The sequence below is a fragment of the Ensifer sp. ENS11 genome (assembly GCF_014851895.1).
Taxonomy (GTDB): domain Bacteria; phylum Pseudomonadota; class Alphaproteobacteria; order Rhizobiales; family Rhizobiaceae; genus Ensifer; species Ensifer canadensis.
In genome coordinates this window covers 222,687-241,303 of the sequence record NZ_JACVAN010000001.1, presented here as the reverse complement: position 1 = coordinate 241,303, position 18,617 = coordinate 222,687, and the positions used below count along the sequence as shown (strand labels likewise).

General features: G+C 62.5%; 19 protein-coding genes. 17 read left to right on the top strand and 2 right to left on the bottom strand.

Translation table 11 applies throughout. The features are described from left to right. Positions 1-56: 56 nt before the first annotated feature. From IB264_RS01240 to IB264_RS01230, 3 genes are all read left to right on the top strand, one after another. On the top strand, positions 57-344 hold the full coding sequence (locus IB264_RS01240; protein ID WP_025425610.1) for a DUF1330 domain-containing protein: 288 nt from the start codon (positions 57-59) through the stop codon (positions 342-344). A 119-nt stretch (positions 345-463) separates the two neighbouring features. Next, positions 464-1,444 (top strand): complex I NDUFA9 subunit family protein, encoded by a 981-nt coding sequence (locus IB264_RS01235; RefSeq protein WP_025425609.1) that lies wholly within the window; start codon positions 464-466, stop codon positions 1,442-1,444. 239 nt (positions 1,445-1,683) lie between these two features. Continuing rightward, complete coding sequence (locus IB264_RS01230; protein WP_025425608.1) at positions 1,684-1,845, top strand: hypothetical protein; 162 nt, start codon at positions 1,684-1,686, stop codon at positions 1,843-1,845. A 202-nt stretch (positions 1,846-2,047) separates the two neighbouring features. On the opposite strand, the gene IB264_RS01225 is transcribed toward IB264_RS01230, so the two are convergent. Beyond that, on the bottom strand, positions 2,048-2,854 hold the full coding sequence (locus IB264_RS01225; RefSeq protein ID WP_025425607.1) for an undecaprenyl-diphosphate phosphatase: 807 nt from the start codon (positions 2,852-2,854) through the stop codon (positions 2,048-2,050). Positions 2,855-3,016: 162 nt separating this feature from the next. Between IB264_RS01225 and IB264_RS01220 the strand changes: the two genes are divergently transcribed. The 10 genes from IB264_RS01220 (at position 3,017) to IB264_RS01175 (ending at position 14,620) form a co-directional block, all read left to right on the top strand. After that, positions 3,017-3,709: a glutathione S-transferase family protein gene (locus IB264_RS01220; protein WP_025425606.1), complete on the top strand. Its 693-nt coding sequence runs from the start codon at positions 3,017-3,019 to the stop codon at positions 3,707-3,709. 10 nt (positions 3,710-3,719) lie between these two features. Continuing rightward, positions 3,720-4,892, top strand: coding sequence for a tRNA epoxyqueuosine(34) reductase QueG (gene queG / locus IB264_RS01215; protein WP_025425605.1), 1,173 nt, complete (start codon positions 3,720-3,722; stop codon positions 4,890-4,892). Then, positions 4,880-5,755, top strand: coding sequence for an SDR family oxidoreductase (locus IB264_RS01210; protein ID WP_025425604.1), 876 nt, complete (start codon positions 4,880-4,882; stop codon positions 5,753-5,755). The genes queG and IB264_RS01210 overlap by 13 nt, the downstream gene beginning before the upstream one ends. Before the next feature lie 474 nt (positions 5,756-6,229). Continuing rightward, entirely contained in the window at positions 6,230-6,604 is a 375-nt protein-coding gene (locus IB264_RS01205; RefSeq protein WP_025425603.1) for a septal ring lytic transglycosylase RlpA family protein, read from the top strand. Between the two features lie 148 nt (positions 6,605-6,752). Further along, entirely contained in the window at positions 6,753-8,042 is a 1,290-nt protein-coding gene (locus tag IB264_RS01200; protein WP_025425602.1) for an RsmB/NOP family class I SAM-dependent RNA methyltransferase, read from the top strand. 211 nt (positions 8,043-8,253) lie between these two features. Next, a complete protein-coding gene (locus tag IB264_RS01195; protein ID WP_025425601.1) occupies positions 8,254-9,534 on the top strand; it encodes an imelysin family protein in 1,281 nt (426 codons plus the stop codon). A 49-nt stretch (positions 9,535-9,583) separates the two neighbouring features. Further along, complete coding sequence (locus IB264_RS01190) at positions 9,584-11,122, top strand: di-heme oxidoredictase family protein (protein WP_025425600.1); 1,539 nt, start codon at positions 9,584-9,586, stop codon at positions 11,120-11,122. Continuing rightward, the gene (locus tag IB264_RS01185) at positions 11,122-12,246 is read left to right on the top strand and encodes an imelysin family protein (RefSeq protein WP_025425599.1); all 1,125 of its coding nucleotides are present in this window, start codon (positions 11,122-11,124) and stop codon (positions 12,244-12,246) included. Before IB264_RS01190 ends, IB264_RS01185 begins: the two co-directional genes overlap by 1 nt. Positions 12,247-12,453: 207 nt before the next feature. Next, on the top strand, positions 12,454-13,443 hold the full coding sequence (locus IB264_RS01180) for a magnesium transporter CorA family protein (RefSeq protein WP_025425598.1): 990 nt from the start codon (positions 12,454-12,456) through the stop codon (positions 13,441-13,443). A gap of 85 nt (positions 13,444-13,528) precedes the next feature. Beyond that, the gene (locus IB264_RS01175; protein WP_025425597.1) at positions 13,529-14,620 is read left to right on the top strand and encodes a DUF1513 domain-containing protein; all 1,092 of its coding nucleotides are present in this window, start codon (positions 13,529-13,531) and stop codon (positions 14,618-14,620) included. A 9-nt stretch (positions 14,621-14,629) separates the two neighbouring features. On the opposite strand, the gene IB264_RS01170 is transcribed toward IB264_RS01175, so the two are convergent. Then, positions 14,630-15,184, bottom strand: coding sequence for a GNAT family N-acetyltransferase (locus tag IB264_RS01170; RefSeq protein ID WP_025425596.1), 555 nt, complete (start codon positions 15,182-15,184; stop codon positions 14,630-14,632). Positions 15,185-15,268: 84 nt separating this feature from the next. On the opposite strand from IB264_RS01170, the gene IB264_RS01165 reads away from it, so the two are divergent. The 4 genes from IB264_RS01165 to guaA all read left to right on the top strand — a co-directional run bounded on the left by IB264_RS01165 (position 15,269) and on the right by guaA (position 18,556). After that, entirely contained in the window at positions 15,269-15,721 is a 453-nt protein-coding gene (locus IB264_RS01165) for a TspO/MBR family protein (protein WP_025425595.1), read from the top strand. 90 nt (positions 15,722-15,811) lie between these two features. Then, entirely contained in the window at positions 15,812-16,264 is a 453-nt protein-coding gene (locus IB264_RS01160) for a PaaI family thioesterase (protein WP_025425594.1), read from the top strand. After that, positions 16,261-16,899, top strand: a complete 639-nt coding sequence (locus IB264_RS01155) for a 5'-methylthioadenosine/S-adenosylhomocysteine nucleosidase (RefSeq protein ID WP_025425593.1) — start codon at positions 16,261-16,263, stop codon at positions 16,897-16,899. Before IB264_RS01160 ends, IB264_RS01155 begins: the two co-directional genes overlap by 4 nt. 94 nt (positions 16,900-16,993) lie before the next feature. Continuing rightward, positions 16,994-18,556, top strand: a complete 1,563-nt coding sequence (guaA, locus tag IB264_RS01150) for a glutamine-hydrolyzing GMP synthase (protein ID WP_192433113.1) — start codon at positions 16,994-16,996, stop codon at positions 18,554-18,556. Positions 18,557-18,617: the final 61 nt, after the last annotated feature.

Here is an 18,617-nt window from a genome sequence, read left to right as displayed (position 1 = left end):
TTTGCCGGAAGTAACACTCCCGTCTGCTTTCGATGCCTGAAGACGAGGAGTTCAGCATGGCAAAAGGATATTGGATCGCACGGGTCGATGTGCGAGACCCCGAACGCTACAAGGACTATGTGGCGGCCGCAAAGCCGGCCTTCGAGAAATACGGCGCCAATTTCCTGGCGCGCGGCGGTGAATTCGAGCGGCTGGAAGGTGGGGTTCGCGCCCGCAACGTCGTCATCGAATTTCCATCGCTTCAGGCCGCTGTCGACTGCTATAATTCCCCCGAGTACCAGATTGCCGCGGCGATCCGCCAACAGGTGGCAGACGCCGAGATGGTGGTCGTCGAGGGCATCTGACCGACGAGTGTTGCCAACCACGGCAACGCCGCCCGCCGCGAGGATTGGCCTTCACCTCTCGCGGCTGTTGGGCTATGTAGCAAACAATTCTTCCAAATGAGATCAGGAGTGCACTTCCCATGACCTTGTCCAACCTTCCGCCGCTGGTGACGATTTTCGGCGGATCCGGGTTCGTCGGCCGTCATGTCGTACGTGCACTCGCCAAGCGCGGCTACCGCATCCGCGTTGCCGTTCGCCGGCCGGATCTTGCAGGCCACCTGCAGCCGCTCGGCAATGTCGGCCAGATCTCGTTCGTCCAGGCCAACCTGCGCTATCGCAAGTCGGTCGACCGCGCCGTCGAAGGCTCCGACCATGTCATCAACTGCGTCGGCGTCCTGTTCGAGAGCGGCCGCAACACCTTCGACGCCGTGCAGGATTTCGGCGCCCGAGCGGTTGCGGAAGCCGCGCGCAATGTCGGCGCCAAGCTAACGCATATCTCGGCGATCGGCGCGGACGCCAAGTCGGAATCGAGCTACGCCCGCACCAAGGGGCGTGCCGAAGCCGCGATCCTGGAAACGCTGCCGGACGCGATCATCCTGCGCCCGTCGATCGTCTTCGGACCGGAGGACGGCTTCTTCAACAAGTTCGCCCAAATGGCCCGGTTCGCACCGGCGCTGCCACTGATCGGCGGCGGGAACACCAAGTTCCAGCCGGTCTATGTCACCGATGTCGCCGAGGTCGTTGCCCGCTCGGTCGACGGCAAGCTGTCGGCTGGCACGATTTACGAACTCGGCGGACCTGACGTCCTCACCTTCCGCGAATGTCTCGAGATCATGCTCCAGACCATCGATCGCAAGCGCTCGCTGGTATCGGTGCCCTTCGGCATCGCCTCGCTGATGGGCCGCGTCGCGTCGATGATCCCCTTCATCACGCCGCCGATAACGCCCGACCAGGTGGTGTTGCTGAAATCCGACAATATCGTCTCGGCCAAGGCCGAATCCGAAGGCCGGACGCTTGGCGGCATCGGCATCACGCCGACGATGCTGGAATCGATCCTGTCGACCTATCTCGTGCGCTATCGCCCGCAGGGCCAGTATACACGCAGCGGCCGCGCCGCCTGAGGCAGCAGCCCAGAAAGCCTCTTTCGATCGCCGCCGGCCCTGCCGGCGGCTGTTTTATTGTGTCATCAAGGCAACAGCGTTGCAGTTCTGCCGCAGTGACAAAAGCGAATGGCATTTACCGCAGATTCAACATGTCCTGATATTGATCAAGACATATCCAACGCATAAAAACCGCCCCGCGCCCCGATCACAGGTAAGTCTCGGCGGCGGCAGCATCACTCTCGAAAGGCATGGCGTCCATGGGCAAGTCGATCGCAATCTTTTTTGCGTCTGCGGCACTGATCATTCTGGCTGGCTCCTTCGTCGCGCCGAACACGGTCGCGAGCAGCCGCAAGGGCTGCACGCCGGCCTATGGCGTCGACCCGTGCACGACGGCGTCGATCGACCTTTCCGGCAAGTAAGCCGGCGCCCATCGGGCGATTAGCTACAAGTTTTTGGCGGGGGCCAGGGACCGCGTGCGTTTCATCTGAAACGCACGCGGTTTTATTTTTACAGCGCCGCGCGTCAAATATGACGCGCAAAGGACGCTGTATCTCTTTATATTTGCTGCATAATTTCGCCCTTAAATCGGATCCGATTTAGAGAATTATGCAGTAGCTGTTCTCAGCCGAGCATCCAGAGGCCGATAAGGCCGGCGGTGCCGACGACGATGCGCCAGATCGCAAATGGCGTGAAGCCGCGGCGCGAGACGAAGTCCAAGAGCGAGCGGACGACGAAGATGCCGGCGACGAACGCCGCGATGAAGCCGACGGCAATCAGTGTGAAATCGTCGAACGACAGCGCATCACGGTTCTTGTAGAGGTCGAGCGTGAAGGCGCCGAGCATCGTCGGCATGGCCAGGAAGAACGAGAACTCCGCCGCCGACCGCTTGTCCGTTCCCATCAGCAGAGCGCCGGCAATCGTCGCACCGGAGCGCGAGGTGCCGGGAATCATCGCCAGGCACTGGAACAGGCCGATCTTCAGCGCCAGCGACGGCGGATAGTCCATGACGTCGGTGTAGCGCGGCGTCAGCGGCATCCGATCGATCGCAAGCAGGATGAAGCCGCCAATGATCAGCACGACACAGATCAGGATCGGCGTTTCGAACAGCACGGTCTTGATGAAGTCATGGGCGATTGCGCCGATGATGGCGGCCGGCAGGAAGGCGAGCAGCACCGACACGACGAAGCGGCGGGCCTTGACGCTCGTCGGCAGCGCCAGTGCGATCGACAGAAGTCTTTGGAAATAGACGAGCAGGATCGCCAGGATGGCGCCGAGCTGTATCAGAACGGCAAAGGTGTTGCCCGGCGATCTGAAGCCGAGGAAGTGCCCGGCGAGGAGCACATGCGCCGTCGAAGACACGGGGATGAACTCCGTCAATCCCTCGATGAGACCGAGGACGAGCGCGCTGATGATCGATTGATCCGCCATATATAAGATTTTCCTGACAAGTTTTGGAGTGGGAGGAAAAGGCTGATTCGCTTGTGTTTGCCACCACAAGTTCCTATAGCTTTTTCTGATGAGCCGTGGCCAGACGCATGCGCCGCCACGCTGACGTTCCCTGAAAAAAGACCATAAGAAGCCAGATCATCGATGCCGACACTGTACCATCACCCCATGTCCTCCGCTTCGCGGTTCGTGCGCCTGATCCTTTCGGAATACGGCTACCAGACGGAATTGACCGAGGAACAGCCCTGGGAAAACCGGCGAGACTTTCTGACGCTGAATCCGGCGGGCACGTTACCGGTCTATGTTGACGACAGTATGAGGGCGCTTTGTGGCGCCACGATCATCTCGGAATATCTCGACGAGACGAACGGCATCATGAAGCGGGATCGGCGGCTTCTGGCGGAAGATCCGTTCCAGCGCGCCGAAATCCGCCGGCTGGCCGAATGGTTCCTTCACAAGATGGAAGCCGACGTGACGCGCCCCTTGGTGCGCGAGCGCATCTTCAAACTGCAGATGACGCCGGACCAGGGCGGCGGCGCACCTGACAGCAAGGTGCTGCGCACCTCGCGCGCCAATATCCGCCAGCACATGAAGTACCTGTCGTGGCTTGCCGGGTCGCGGCCCTGGCTTGCAGGCGACCGGATCTCCTATGCCGACCTTGCGGCGGCCGCGACGGTTTCGGTGCTCGACTATCTCGGCGAGATCGACTGGTCGGACGCGCCGACCGCCAAGGAATGGTATCAGCGGCTGAAGTCCCGCCCCTCCTTCCGCCCGCTGCTCTCCGAGCGCGTGCGCGGTATCACACCGGTTCCGCATTATGCGGATCTCGATTTCTGAGGATAGTGCCGTGCCCGGCAGTGCTGCCAAGGCTGAAAACCAGGAGCGACGGCGGCAGAAGCTGACGGAATTCCTGAAGGCCGAGGCGGCCGACAAGGGCTTCGACGTCTGTCGCATCACCCGGCCCGATGCCATACCGGAGGCGCCGGCGCGGCTCGTGGAATTCCTCGACGAGGGCTTCCACGGCACGATGGAATGGCTGGCCGAAACGGCGGAGCGCCGCTCCGATCCGCGAACCCTCTGGAGCAACGTGCGCTCGGTCGTCATGTTCGGAATGAACTACGGCCCGGAGGAAGACCCGCGCGGCATCCTCGACCAGCCGGATCGCGGTGCGATCTCCGTCTATGCCCAGAACCGCGACTATCACGATATCATCAAGGGCCGCCTGAAAGAGGTCGCGACCCGCTTTGCGGCACGTGCCGGCGAAGACGTGAAGGTGTTCGTCGACACGGCACCGGTGATGGAAAAGCCGCTCGCCGAAAAGGCAGGCATCGGCTGGCAAGGCAAACACACCAATCTCGTCAGCCGCGAGTTCGGCTCCTGGCTGTTTCTCGGCAGCCTGTTCACCACGGCGGAACTTGCCTTCGACGCCGCCGAGCGCGACCATTGCGGCTCCTGTCGTGCCTGTGTCAACGCCTGTCCCACCGCTGCCTTCCCCGCCCCCTACCGCATCGACGCGCGGCGCTGCATTTCCTACCTGACAATCGAGCACAAGGGGCCGATCGACCCGACGCTGCGTCCGCTGATCGGCAATCGCATCTATGGCTGCGACGACTGTCTTGCCGCCTGCCCCTGGAACAAGTTCGCGCAGCAGGCGTCGGAGATGAAACTGAAGGCGCGCGATGACCTGAAGGCGCCGTCGCTCGCCTTTCTCCTGACCCTCGACGACCCGACATTTAGGACCTTCTTCTCGGGCTCGCCGGTCAAACGCATCGGGCGTGACCGCTTCGTCAGAAATGTCTTGATCGCAGCGGGCAATTCCGGCGATGACAGCCTGGTCGCAGCCTGCAAGACGTTGACCAGCGATACCTCCCCGATGGTGAGGGCGATGGCGGTGTGGGCTTTGTCACTATTGATCTCGCCCGATGCGCTTGCGGCCCATGAGAGGCAATGCGGTGCGGAGAGCGACGAAGAAGTGTTGTCCGAATGGCAAATGGCGGGAGTAAGCCGATGCATGTCCTGATTCTTGGCGCCGGTTATTCCGGCATGGCGATCGCGCGCGCACTGGCCGACAAGGCCGATAGCGTCACTGGTACGACCCGCAGTGCGGAAAAGGCTGCCAAACTCGCAAAAGCGGGCATCCGCCCGATCGTCTTCGACGGCGATACGGTTTCCGACGAACTGGCAGACGCCTTGCGGCAGGCGACCCATCTGATCCAGTCGATCGCTCCCGGCCGCGACGGCGACCCGATGTTCCGCCCCGGCAGCACCGACCTCGCCACGCTTGCCCCTGCCCTTCGCTGGATCGGCTATCTCTCCACCGTCGGCGTCTATGGCGACCATGGCGGTCAGTGGGTGACGGAAGACATGTTGTCCAAACCGGTCTCGGCGCGCTCGGTGGAGCGAGTCGAGGCGGAAGACGCCTGGCTTGCCTTCGGCGCCAAACACGCTGTTCCCGTCGCTGTGCTACGGCTTTCCGGCATTTACGGCCCCGGACGCAACGCCTTCTGCAATCTCGCCAACGGCACGGCCCGCCGGCTGATCAAGCCCGGCCAGGTGTTCAATCGCATTCGTGTGGAAGATATCGGCGCTGCCACATCCTACCTCTCCGAAAGACTTCAGGGTGGGATCTTCAACATCACCGACAACGAGCCGGCACCACCGCAGGATATCGTTGCCGAGGCCGCGCGGCTGATGGGCGTCGAGCCGCCGCCCGAGATGCCGTTCGAAACCGCCGAGCTTTCGCCGATGGCCCGATCCTTCTATGGCGAAAACAAGCGCGTTTCGAATGCACGCCTGCGGGAAACCGGCTTCGAACTCGCCTATCCCGATTATCGCGTCTCGCTTGCGCAAATGTGGCAGACGGACAGCTGGCGCGGCCAATGAACAATTGCTGCGCGAACCAGTCAAAATATTCCGTTCGCAATGGAACATTGTCGATAGCATGATCGTTAGTAATGGTGATCTCACGGAGGCGCTTAATTGTGACCTTCGTGAGATATTCATTCTATACTCGGCGAATTGAATGCAACCACAGCGGTAGTGACGCATTTTTGACCATCCGGATTCCGGACGATTCGTTCAATTCGAAATTTTTAATGATTTTTTTCGTTAAGCCGATATCTCGGCTCGCGTGCGCGCCGCATTTAGCGCGTTCAACCGCTGATTCCAAAGAACTTCCGGGTTCTATTTAAACTATTTCAAACAATCTTCGTTTTTTAATTTTCGTCCTTTTTTAATAGATCCTAATAAAACGTAAATGGTTGAAGCACGTTTTCGCCATTTTTCGCCCCAATTAGCGATCTTCGACAGAATTAACCAAGAGCTCCAGCCCAAGAGCTCTAACCGAGGGTCGCCAGTTTGACGCCAGCGAAAATCAAGACTGTTGCTGCGGCAGCGCTGTTCACCGCCGGGATCGGCCTCGGTTCCGTTTCCGACAGCCAGGCAGCAGGCGCCGGCTGCGGCGGTGCTTCCTGGTATGCGCTGACCTCCAAGACGGCTTCCGGCGAACGTATGAACGCCGCCCGCCTCACCGCCGCCCATCGCAGTCTGAAATTCGGCACCAAGGTGCAGGTCACCAACAAGCGCAACGGCAAGAGTGTAATCGTTCGCATCAACGATCGTGGCCCGTTCATCCGTGGCCGTGTGATCGATCTTTCCAAAGCAGCCGCCTCGCAGATCGGCATGATCAGCTCCGGCCACGCCAGCATCTGTTATCGCGTCGTCAATTCCTGATCGTAAAATACTTCCGTCCGGCATCCGATCCGGGCGGTTCTGCTTTGAGAAGTACTGTTCCTCGCCACTTCCCCGCGTTTAATCCCGGCCAGCGTCTTGCTCTTCGATGCCATCGCCGCTACCACGGCGAAAAAGGAGTTGATCGAAGATGCGATTGGGCGGCAGGCTCGCTGGAGCCATTGAGGTTCTTGAGGACATCGAAAAGCGGAAGCGCCCGGTCGCCGACGCACTCAAGGACTGGGGCCTTTCCCATCGCTTCGCCGGCTCCGGCGATCGATCGGCGATCGGCAACATCGTCTATGACGCGCTTCGCATGAAGCTCTCCCACGCCTACCTGATGGACAGCGACAGCGCCGCCGCTCTCGGCCACGCCGTGATGTACCGCCAGTGGGGCTTTTCCCCCGAAGCGCTGGCGGCCGAACTCGATGGCGACAAATTCGCACCCGAGATGCCGTCCGCCGACATGGCGCAGGCCTTCGCGACGCGCCGCCTCGATGATGCCGCGCCCCACATCCAGGGCGACATTCCCGAATGGGTGCAGGCATCCTTCGAGGAAAACTTCTCCGAGGATTGGCTCGACGAAGCCAAGGCGCTCGCCGGGCGTCCGACGCTCGATCTGCGCGCCAACACGCTCAAGTCGACCCGGGACAAGGTGCTGAAGGCGCTGGAGCGCAGCGGCGCTGAAGCCGCAACGATCGCCCGCAACGGTATTCGTATTCCCGCCGGCGAAGGCGCCTCGCGCCTGCCGAACGTCACCGCCGAGCTTTCCTTCCAGAAAGGCTGGTTCGAAGTCCAGGACGAGGGATCGCAGATCGTCGCCGATCTCGCCTTCCCGCAGGAAGGCGAACAGGTGCTCGACTATTGCGCCGGCGGCGGCGGCAAGACGCTCGCCATGTCGGCTGCGATGAACAACAAGGGCCAGGTGCACGCCTACGACACCGACCGCAAGCGCCTGGCGCCGATCATCGAACGGCTGAAGCGCGCTGGAACGCGCAATGTCCAGGTACACGATTCCGCCGACAGCCTGGCGCCGCTTGCCGGCCGTTTCGATCGGGTTCTCGTCGATGCGCCTTGCACCGGCACCGGAACGTGGCGTCGCCGCCCCGACACCAAGTGGCGGCTCAACCAGAAGAACCTCGAAGAGCGGATCTCCCAGCAGGAAGAAGCGCTGGCAAGTGCTGCGCAGTTCGTGCGGCCGGGCGGACACCTGATCTACGTCACCTGCTCGGTGCTTCCCGAGGAGAACGAGGCGCAAGTCTACGGCTTCTGCGAAGACAATCCGGAATTCGAGATCCTGTCGGCCGCCGACATCTGGGCCGGGCTATTCGGTACCGACAAGCCGCAGCCATGGTCCGCCGACATGAAGACGGTGACGCTGACGCCGGCTTCCACCGGCACCGACGGCTTCTTCTTCTGCCTGATGCAGCGCAAGGCCTGAGCGCCTCGCCGGCGGCTTCGACACTGCGCCAAACCGCCGGCATCAGATTGAAAACGTTCTAAACTATACACTTTGACACCAGTTTACTTTTGGTTCATGACAATCAAGCTCCGGCGGGTCGGCGGGGGATTTTCCACGACCCATTGCCGAGCAATGACGCCGTCCCGCGGTGTCCGTTCCGGTCACGCCGGGAGAAGAACAGGAGAGGGTCATGACCAAGAATTTCATCCGCGCCGCGGCGCTGGCGCTCATGACGGCAACGTCGACGCTGGCCCTGCAGCCGGCGCAGGCCGCCACCGATGCGGCCGCCGTTGTAAAGCACTACACCGTCGTCGCGCACGCCAAGTTCGAAGATGCGCTGATCACCGCTGAGGCGCTCGACAAGGCAATCGACGCGCTGATCGCGACCCCCAGCGAAGCAACGCTGAAGGCGGCGCGCGAAGCCTGGCTCAAGGCCCGCCACCCCTACCAGGAAACGGAAGTCTACCGCTTCGGCAACGCCATCGTTGACGAGTGGGAAGGCAAGGTCAACGCCTGGCCGCTGGACGAAGGCCTGATCGACTATGTCGATCCGAGCTACGGCAGCGAGAGCGACGAGAACGGTCTCTTCACCGCCAACGTGATCGCCAACAAGACGATCAAGATCGACGGCAAGGATGTCGACGCCACCAACATCACGCCGGAACTGCTGGCGGGTACCCTACAGGAAGCAGGCGGCATCGAGGCGAACGTCGCCACGGGCTATCACGCCATCGAATTCCTGCTCTGGGGCCAGGACCTGAACGGCACCAAGGCTGGCGCCGGCAACCGCCCCTACACGGATTACGACACCAAGGCCTGCACCGGCGGCAATTGCGATCGGCGTGGCGCCTATTTGAAGGCTGCATCCGAACTGCTCGTTTCGGACCTGAAGGAAATGGTTGCCAACTGGACGCCGGATGGCGCGGCGACCAAGGCCGTCGAAGCCGATCCGAAGGCTGGCCTGACCGCCATCCTGACCGGCATGGGATCGCTCTCCTATGGCGAGCTTGCAGGCGAGCGCATGAAGCTCGGCATCCTGCTGCATGACCCGGAAGAAGAGCACGACTGCTTCTCCGACAACACCCACAACTCGCACCTGCACGACGCGATCGGCATCCAGTCGGCCTATACCGGCGAATATACCCGCGTCGACGGCACCAAGCTGACCGGCGCCTCGCTTTCCGAACTCGTTGCCACCAAGGACGCGGCACTCGACAAGGAAATGACCAAGGATCTCGCCACCACGGTCGAGAAGATGCAGGCGATGGCCAAGCGCGCCGAAACCGTCGAGGCCTACGACCAGATGATCGGCGAAGGCAATGCCGAGGGCAACGCCACCGTCCAGGCCGCGATCGACGGCCTGATCGCCCAGGCCAAGACCGTGCAGCGCGTCATCGCGTCGCTCGACCTCGGCACGATTGAGCTTGAAGGTTCCGACAGCTTGGATAATCCTAACGCTGTTTTCCAATAAGCTGAAAAGGCGGGCCGCGCCGTTACGGACGCGGCCCGATCCTCAATCGATGAACGCATGCATTGCCCGCTCCCTTCTGCAGTCGCTCCTGGCGCTGTTTCTTGTTGCGGCGGCAGTTCAGGCGTCAGACGATACCTCCGCGCTCAAGCACAAGCGCGACGATCTCTCCGAGGCCGACCTTCGCCGCGTCGAGGCGATCACTGTGCCGGTCACGGATTTCTCCAAGGCAGAACGATACGAGGCGATGTCGGCGGGAGCCGGAACGTCGATCGCCCCGAACGATCAGGACAGCTTCACTCAGTTTTCCGCAAACTTGGCTTTCGAGGATGAAGAGGGATTCAAGCTGGGCGATGCGCTGTTCGAAAAGCTCTGGGTGTCCTCGCCCTCGTCAACCCAGGCGTCCGATGGCCTGGGGCCGCTCTACAATGCAAGGTCCTGCCTCAGCTGCCATCCGCGCGATGGGCGTGGCGGCCCGCCCGAAGGCGCCAGCGACGGCACCTCGATGCTCTACCGGCTCGCCCGGGCGCCGCGCAACGACGGCGAACGGCAGATGCTGGCGACCTACGACATGGCCAATTTCCCCGACCCGATTTACGGCGCGCAGTTGCAGGACAGGGCGGTGCCGGGGCTTGCCGCCGAAGGTCAGATGAAGATGACCTACTCCGAGCTGCCGGTCACGCTGGCGGACGGCGAACTGGTCTTCCTGCGCAAGCCGACCTATGCGGTGCGCGATCTCGCCTACGGCGCCCTTGATCCGACAACGACGCTTTCGCCGCGGGTGGCGCCGCAGATGATCGGATTGGGACTGATCGAGGCGATCCATGAGGCGGATATCCTTTCCCGTGCAGACCCTGATGACGCCGACGGCGACGGCATCAGCGGGCGCGCCTCGCTGGTTCGCGATCGCGCGACCGGAGAAATTGCGCTTGGTCGCTTTGGCTGGAAGGCACAGACCCCGACGGTGCGCCAGCAGACGGCGGATGCCTTCGCCGCCGATATCGGCCTTTCGACCCCGGATCTCGACCGCAGTTTTGGCGACTGCACCGAAGGGCAAACGGCCTGCCTCGGCCTGCCGACCGGCGTCCAGGCGCGTCTCGGCGCGGTCGAGGCTCCGGACCCGGTGCTGGGACTGGTCACCTTCTACTCGGCCAATCTGGCCGTTCCGGCGCGGCGCAAGGCGAGCTTTCCAAAAACCCTGCGCGGCAAGGAGATCTTCTACCAGAGCGGCTGCGCTTCCTGCCACACCCCGAAATACGTGACGCGTCGCGACGCTGCCCACAAGGCACAGGCGTTCCAGCTGATCTGGCCCTATTCCGACTTCCTGCTCCATGACATGGGAGACGGCCTTGCCGATGGCCAGACCGTAGGTATCGCCAATGGCCGCGAATGGCGCGCGCCGCCGCTCTGGGGCATCGGACTGACGAAGGCGGTGAGCGGCCATACGTTCCTGCTGCACGACGGGCGGGCCCGCAATTTTACCGAAGCCATTCTGTGGCATGGTGGAGAGGGCGAAAAAGCGCGAGACGCCTTTGCCGCGCTTTCCACACGTGACCGCCGTGACCTCCTCGCATTCCTGGAGTCTCTTTGATGTCTCATATGCCTTCGCTTGCCCTCGGCCTTTGCCTGGCCGCTCTGTCCCTGCCGGCCATGGCGCAGGAGGGAAGCGCGCTGTCGCCCCGTGTCGTCAACGAGGCTGCCGTGCCAGCCGTGATGGCTAGGGCGGTCGACGATTTCATTATCCCCGGCTACCGCAACCTGTCGGACAAGACCGCGCTGCTGACGAAGGCGTCGGCCGCCCTTTGCGAGGTCCCGTCGGCGGCATCGCAGGAGAAAGCGCAAGAAGCATTTTCCGACCTGGTACAGGCCTGGTCGACGGTCGAAATCATCCGTTTGGGGCCGGCGCTCGAGCAGAACCGCTTCGAGCGCTTCCTGTTCTACCCCGACCGCAAGAGCACGGGCCTGAAACAGGTGCAGGCCATTCTTGCCAAGGGCGACGAGACGGCGACCGACGTCGCATCGCTCAAGGGCAAGAGCGTCGCGGCGCAAGGACTGGGCGCACTGGAATACGTGCTCTACGGCAATGGCTCCGATGTGCTGGCGAGCAAGGACGGCGATTTCCGTTGCCGCTACGGCGTGGCGATCTCGCAGAACCTCGACGCCATCGCCAACGAGTTCCTGGCGGAGTGGCAAAAGCCTGAGGGCATCCAGGCCGCCTGGAAAAAGCCGGGCCCTGGAAATCCTCAATTTCGCGACAGCAAGGAGGCGGCAACCGAGCTGCTCGGCATTTTCGTGCACGGCGTCGAGATGGTGAAGGACCAGCGGCTGAAGCCGTTCTATGCCGGAACCGTCGACGGCAAGCAGGACAAGGGACATCCGAAGTCGGCGATCTACTGGCGGTCGGAAAACACCATGCCCTCGATCGCCGCCAACTTCCGCGGCCTGCATACCCTGTTCAAGGTGGCCGACATGGAAAGCCTGCTTCCGAACGACAGCCGCTCGGTCGCCGGGTCGGCAGACTTCGTCTTCAAGTCGGTCATCGGCATCTCGCAGACCATCGACGGTCCGATCGGCGAGGCGATCGCCGATGACAAGAGCCGGGCCAAGCTCGATTTTCTCACGCTCAACACCGCCGATCTTCTCGACCGGCTGAACAAGGATTTCGGCGGTGCCATCGGCCTTGGCGCCGGCTTCTCCTTTGCCGACGGCGACTGAGCAGACAGCCCTTAGCCGAGGCTGTTGACAATCCCCCCGTTTGGGCGCAAAGCGCTCCCGTGTCCGCTCTCGCGGCCACGTTTCACCACAAGGATCAACTTGCAATGAACCCCGACAGTCGAAGTCGAGCCTTCATGCTCACGACCGCTCGGTCCTGATTGATCAGGGCTTCGTGGCGGTCGGATGACTCGCCCTATGGAGCCCAAAATGCTGCGCATCTACAAAAGCCAGAACAGCCATCTCGTGCTCGTCGACATGCTCGACGGCCTTGCCTCTCCGACGCCGGTCATCTGGTTCGACCTGCTCAATCCGTCCGTGGAGGAGACCCGGCTGGTCGAAGGCCAACTCGGCATCGAAATCCCGACCCGGGACGAGATGCAGGAAATCGAGCTGTCCGACCGGCTCTACCAGGAAGACGGCGCGCAGTTCATGACCATGACGGCCGTTGCCAAGCTCGACAGCGACTACCCGGTCAAGGTTCCCGTGACCTTCATCGTCAAGGGCGTGACGCTCGTGACCGTACGTCACGCCGACCCGAAGCCGTTCCAGACCTATGCCAACCGGCTGCAGAAGGCCAACGGCCAAGGCTGCGAAACTGGCGAACTGGCGATGCTGGGGCTTCTCGAAGCGATGATCGACCGCACCGCCGACGCACTCGAGCGGGCCGGCAGCGAGGTCGACGGTATTTCGCGTGAAGTGTTCCGCAAGACCAATGCCAGCGCCACCAAGAAGACACGCGACTTGCAGTCGCTGATCGAGCAGATCGGCCAGAAGGGTGACCTTCTGACGATCATTCGCGAAAGCCTGGTCAGCATCGGTCGGCTGGTCGCCTATCACGTGGCGCTCGAAGGCATCGGTCCGCGCAAGGCGGCCAAGGAAAGCCGGCAGCGGATCAAGTTGATCCAGCGCGATGCGACATCGCTCGGCGACCACGCGCTGTTCCTGTCGAACAAGATCAACTTCTTGCTCGACGCGACGCTCGGCCTGATCAATCTGGAGCAGAACCAGATCATCAAGATATTCTCGGTCGCTGCCGTCGTGTTCCTGCCGCCGACACTGGTCGCCTCGATCTACGGCATGAACTTCGAGGTCATGCCCGAGCTGCAGTGGCAGTTCGGATATCCCTATGCCCTGGCGCTGATGGTGCTTTCGGCGATCGTGCCGTTCCTCTACTTCAAGCGGCGGGGCTGGCTCTGACAGAGTCATCTGCTACATCGTAGCGACAAGGATCGGCGGCGGAATTCCGGTGCCGGTCCGATAAGATGGCAGGCGAGGAATGGCCATGCGCGCCACCACGGGTCTGATCGACCGTCGCAATTTCATCAAGATGGCCGGCGCCGCCTGGGTGGCGACGCTCGGCGCTCGCGGCGCCTTTGCGCTCGAGCGCGCCGACGCGGTCTTTGCCTCCGCTTTCATGGCGCCGGACGGAAGCTATGGCGTTGCCACACTGACCGAGGCCGGCGAGATCGTCGAGCGCACGGCGCTTCCGGCACGCGCCCACGGCATGGCCCATTCAGCCGCCAGCAAACGGACGGTGGCGTTTTCCCGCCGCCCCGGCACCTATGCGATGATCCTTGCGACCGACGGCAGCGCCGAGCCGGTGGTCATCGCGGCCGCCGAGGGCCGGCACTTCTATGGCCATGGCTGCTTTTCTGCCGATGGCCGCCTGCTCTACGCCACCGAAAACGACTTTGCCGCCAATCGCGGCATGATCGGCATCTACGACGGCAGCCGACATTTTGCCCGCATCGGCGAGTTCCCGACCTATGGCATCGGCCCGCATGACATGACGCTTTCCGCCGATGGACGGATGCTGGCCATCGCCAATGGCGGCATCGAGACTCATCCGGATTTCGGCCGCACCAAGCTCAATCTCGACCATATGGAACCGAGCCTGACACTGGTCGACACCGAGACCGGCGCGCTGATCCAAAAACACATACTGCCGGGCGAACTCAACCGTCTCTCCACCCGCCACGTCGATATCGGCCCGAAGGGCGAAATCTGGTTTGCCTGCCAATACGAAGGTGCGCGCGACGACCTGCCGCCGCTCGTCGGCCATTTTTCCCATGGCGAAGATCTCGCCTTCGTGTCGCTGCCCGAAAGCACGACCGAGGCCTTGGCCAATTATGTCGGCGCCATAGCCGTCAACCGCCAGGAGGGATTGATCGGCCTCACCTCGCCCAAGGGTGGCGTTGCCGTGACGCTCGATGCCCGCACGGGTGCGGTGTTGAGGCAAGAGCGCGTGACCGACGCCGCCGGTGTCGCGGCGGCCGAGCATGGTTTTGCCGTGTCGTCCTATGACGGCCGCTTCAAGGACCGTCAAAGCCGTGTCGCCTGGGACCAGCATATCGTCCGGCTCGGCCGGGACTGACGGCCCACGTCACGCGGAGAAGCGACCCTCGCCGGCCAGCTTTGCCAAATTGTCCCATCGATAGGCGGTCTGATCGTGGTTCTCACCGCCGAGGCTGACCTGGCCCTGGCCGACGGCGACCGCCCCCAGGCGTTCGTAAAACGCTCGGTTCGGATTGCTGGAAAGCACCCAGGCAAACAGCGACGCGCCGCCCAGCTCCCGGCAGTGGGCCGCGACGCTGCGCACGAGCGCCGAGCCGATGCCGGCCCCTTGAAACTCCTTGAGGATATAAAGCGCATAGAGTTCGCGGTCGAAGCGCGGCGGCATCGAGCGGGCCTTTCCATAATTGGCAAAGCCGATCACCCGGTTCGTGCTCATGTCGACCGCGACCAGGTGGAAAACGTCGACAACGCGCATGCGCCGGGCATGGCGCAACGCCTGTTCCTCGATGCTCATGGCATCGAGGAAGGCATCGGAAATCAGCCCGCGAAACGTCGATCGCCAGGTTTCGACGATGACGGAAGCGATCATCATGATGTCATCAGGACCGGCCGGCCGGATGTCGATGCGTCGGAAGCTTTTCATGGCAGAGATATAGGTGGCGCATGGTCGCTTCGAAACAGCAGCCCCCGCTGGAAAGCGCATCAGGGCACTCTATCTGTCGACGCCATGAACAGACCCCTCGTCTACACAGTCTTCATCGCTGCCGTTCTCGGTCTCGGGCTTCTCATCGGCTACAACAACATCCCCGGCGAATGGTACCAGTCACTGGCAAAGCCGGTCTTCAATCCACCCAACTGGATCTTCGCCCCGGTCTGGTCGGTGCTCTACGTGATGATCGGCATCGTCGGCGCCCGGCTGTTTCTTGACCATCGCCGTACCGCCGCGATGCGATTGTGGCTCGCGCAGATGATCTTCAACTTCCTGTGGTCGCCGCTGTTCTTCGGCCTGCAGGACATCGCGTCGGCACTGATTGTCATCATCGCGCTGCTGATCGCAGTCGCCGGTGTCATCGTCGCAAGCTGGCAAAGAGACCGCGCTTCGGCCTTGCTCTTCCTGCCCTATCTCGCCTGGGTGGCATTCGCGACCGTACTCAACGGCTCGATTTTCCTCATGAATTGAGCTTGTCGCACTGGTGCGGCCGTGCCACTGTCCGTCGATCGATATGGGAGGCAATCGGGCCTGCCGCGACAGCCAGGGCCGTACAGACTGATGGACGACAGCGATCCCCCAGATTTCCGCAGGCGCATAAGGGAAAGCTTCGCACGGCAGGCGGCCATGGAAACGATCGGCGCAGAACTGACGCTGGTCGAGCAGGGTACCGTCGAGATCGAGCTGCCCTTTGACGAAAAGCTGACGCAGCAGCACGGCTTCCTGCATGCGGGCGTGATCTCCGCCGCGCTCGATTCGGCCGGCACCTATGCCGCCTATTCCGTCATCGACCCCGACGCCTCTATCCTGACGATCGAATTCAAGGTCAACCTGCTGTCGCCGGGGCGCGGCGAGCGCTTCCTGTTTCGCGGCGAGGTCACCAAGCCCGGCACGACGATCATCGTCTCCGACGGGCGCGGCTACGCCATCCGCTCGGACGGGCCGGCCAAGCTGATCGCCTCGATGACCGGCACGATGATGGTCATCCGCGGACGCGAGGGTATCGAAGGATGAAGGTCGAAATGAAGGACGTCGCCGGCCGCAAGGTTCTCTATGTCATGGCTGTCGATGCCGAGTACGGTCCTCATCTCAAGGCACGGATCGCGCCGCTGATGACCGGCGTCGGACCGGTCGAGGCCGCAGTCACGCTGACGAAGACGCTGGCAGGCCTTGCCTCCAAAGACACTCTGCCTGATCTCGTCGTCTCGCTCGGTTCGGCGGGTGCGGCCAAGCTTGAACAGACCGAAGTCTATCAGGCGACATCGGTCGGCTACCGCGACATGGACGCCTCGGTGCTCGGTTTCGAGAAAGGCGCGACGCCGTTTCTCGACCTTCCCGCCGTCGTTTCGCTGCCGCTGCGCATTCCTGGGATCAAGGAGGCCCGGCTTTCGACCGGCGCCAACATCGTCTCCGGCACCGCCTATGACGGCATCGACGCCGACATGGTGGAAATGGAGACCTATGCGGTGCTACGCGCCTGCCAGTCTTTCGGCGTGCCGCTCATCGCGCTTCGCGGCATTTCCGACGGTAAGGCGGAACTCAAGCACGTCAACGACTGGACGGAATATCTAGATGTCATCGACGAGAAGCTCGCCGGCGTCATCGACAGGCTTGAGACAGCGATCGGCACGGGCGAAATCCGGCTCTGAAAGCCCGGAATTGTCGGGGTGCAATCTAATCGTTGCGCAGAGGACGGGCTTTGATTAAAGGCTCGCCATGATCAAGCTTGTTTGAAGGCCCGACATGACCCAGACAGCCCATCCCGACACCGTTCTCATCGTCGATTTCGGCAGCCAGGTGACGCAGCTCATCGCCCGGCGCGTGCGCGAATCCGGTGTTTATTGCGAAATCGTGCCGTTCCAGTCGGCGGACGAAGGTTTTCAGCGGCTAAAGCCGAAGGCCGTCATCCTCTCCGGCAGCCCGGCTTCCACCCTCGACATCGGCTCGCCGCGCGCGCCTTCGATGATCTTCGATTCCGGCCTGCCGGTCTTCGGCATCTGTTACGGCCAGCAAACCATGTGCGCCCAGCTGGGCGGCAAGGTCGAGAGCGGCCATCACCGCGAATTCGGCCGCGCCTTCCTCGAAGTCGAGAAGGACTGCGCGCTGTTCGACGGCGTCTGGTCGCTCGGCTCGCGCCACCAGGTCTGGATGTCGCATGGCGACCGCGTCACGGCGATCCCCGAAGGCTTCGAGGTCGTGGCGACATCCGCCAACGCCCCCTTTGCCTTCATTGCCGACGAGAAGCGCAAGTACTACGCCGTGCAGTTCCACCCGGAAGTGGTGCACACGCCCGACGGCGCCAAGCTGATCGCCAACTTCGTGCACAAGATCGCCGGCATCAAGGGCGACTGGTCGATGTCGGCCTACCGCGCCAAGGCCGTGGACGCGATCCGCAAACAGGTCGGCGACAAGAAGGTGATCTGCGCGCTTTCCGGCGGCGTCGACAGCTCGGTCGCAGCGCTCCTGATCCACGAGGCAGTCGGCGACCAGCTGACCTGCATCCTCGTCGACCATGGCCTGATGCGCAAGGACGAGGCGAAGAACGTCGTCGCCATGTTTGAAGAGCACTATAATCTGCACCTGCTGCACGTCGACGCTTCCGACCGCTTCATCGGCGAACTGGAAGGCCAAAGCGATCCGGAAACCAAGCGCAAGATCATCGGCCGCCTGTTCATCGAGGTGTTCGAGGAAGAGGCAAAGAAGCTCGGCGGCGCGGATTTCCTTGCCCAGGGCACGCTTTATCCCGACGTCATCGAAAGCGTTTCCTTCGCCGGCGGCCCGTCGGTGACGATCAAGTCGCACCACAATGTCGGCGGCCTGCCGGAACGCATGAACATGCAGCTGGTCGAGCCGCTGCGCGAGCTGTTCAAGGACGAAGTCCGGGTGCTCGGCCGCGAACTCGGCCTGCCCGACAGCTTCATCGGCCGCCACCCGTTCCCCGGACCGGGCCTTGCCATCCGTTGCCCTGGTGGCATCAGCCGCGAGAAGCTCGAGATCCTGCGCGAAGCCGACGCGATCTATCTCGACGAAATCCGCAAGGCCGGCCTCTACGACGCCATCTGGCAGGCGTTTGCCGTGCTGCTGCCGGTCCAGACCGTCGGCGTCATGGGCGACGGCCGCACTTACGAGTTCGTCTGTGCGCTGCGGGCCGTCACCTCGGTCGACGGCATGACCGCCGACTTCTACCACTACGACATGGAATTCCTCGGCCGTGCGGCAACGCGCATCATCAACGAGGTCCGTGGCATCAACCGCGTGGTCTACGACGTCACGTCGAAGCCGCCCGGCACGATCGAGTGGGAATAACGGGCAATCGGCGGCAATAGCGTAGCTTTGGGCGGCGATTTTCTCGCCCGCGCTGCTGCCA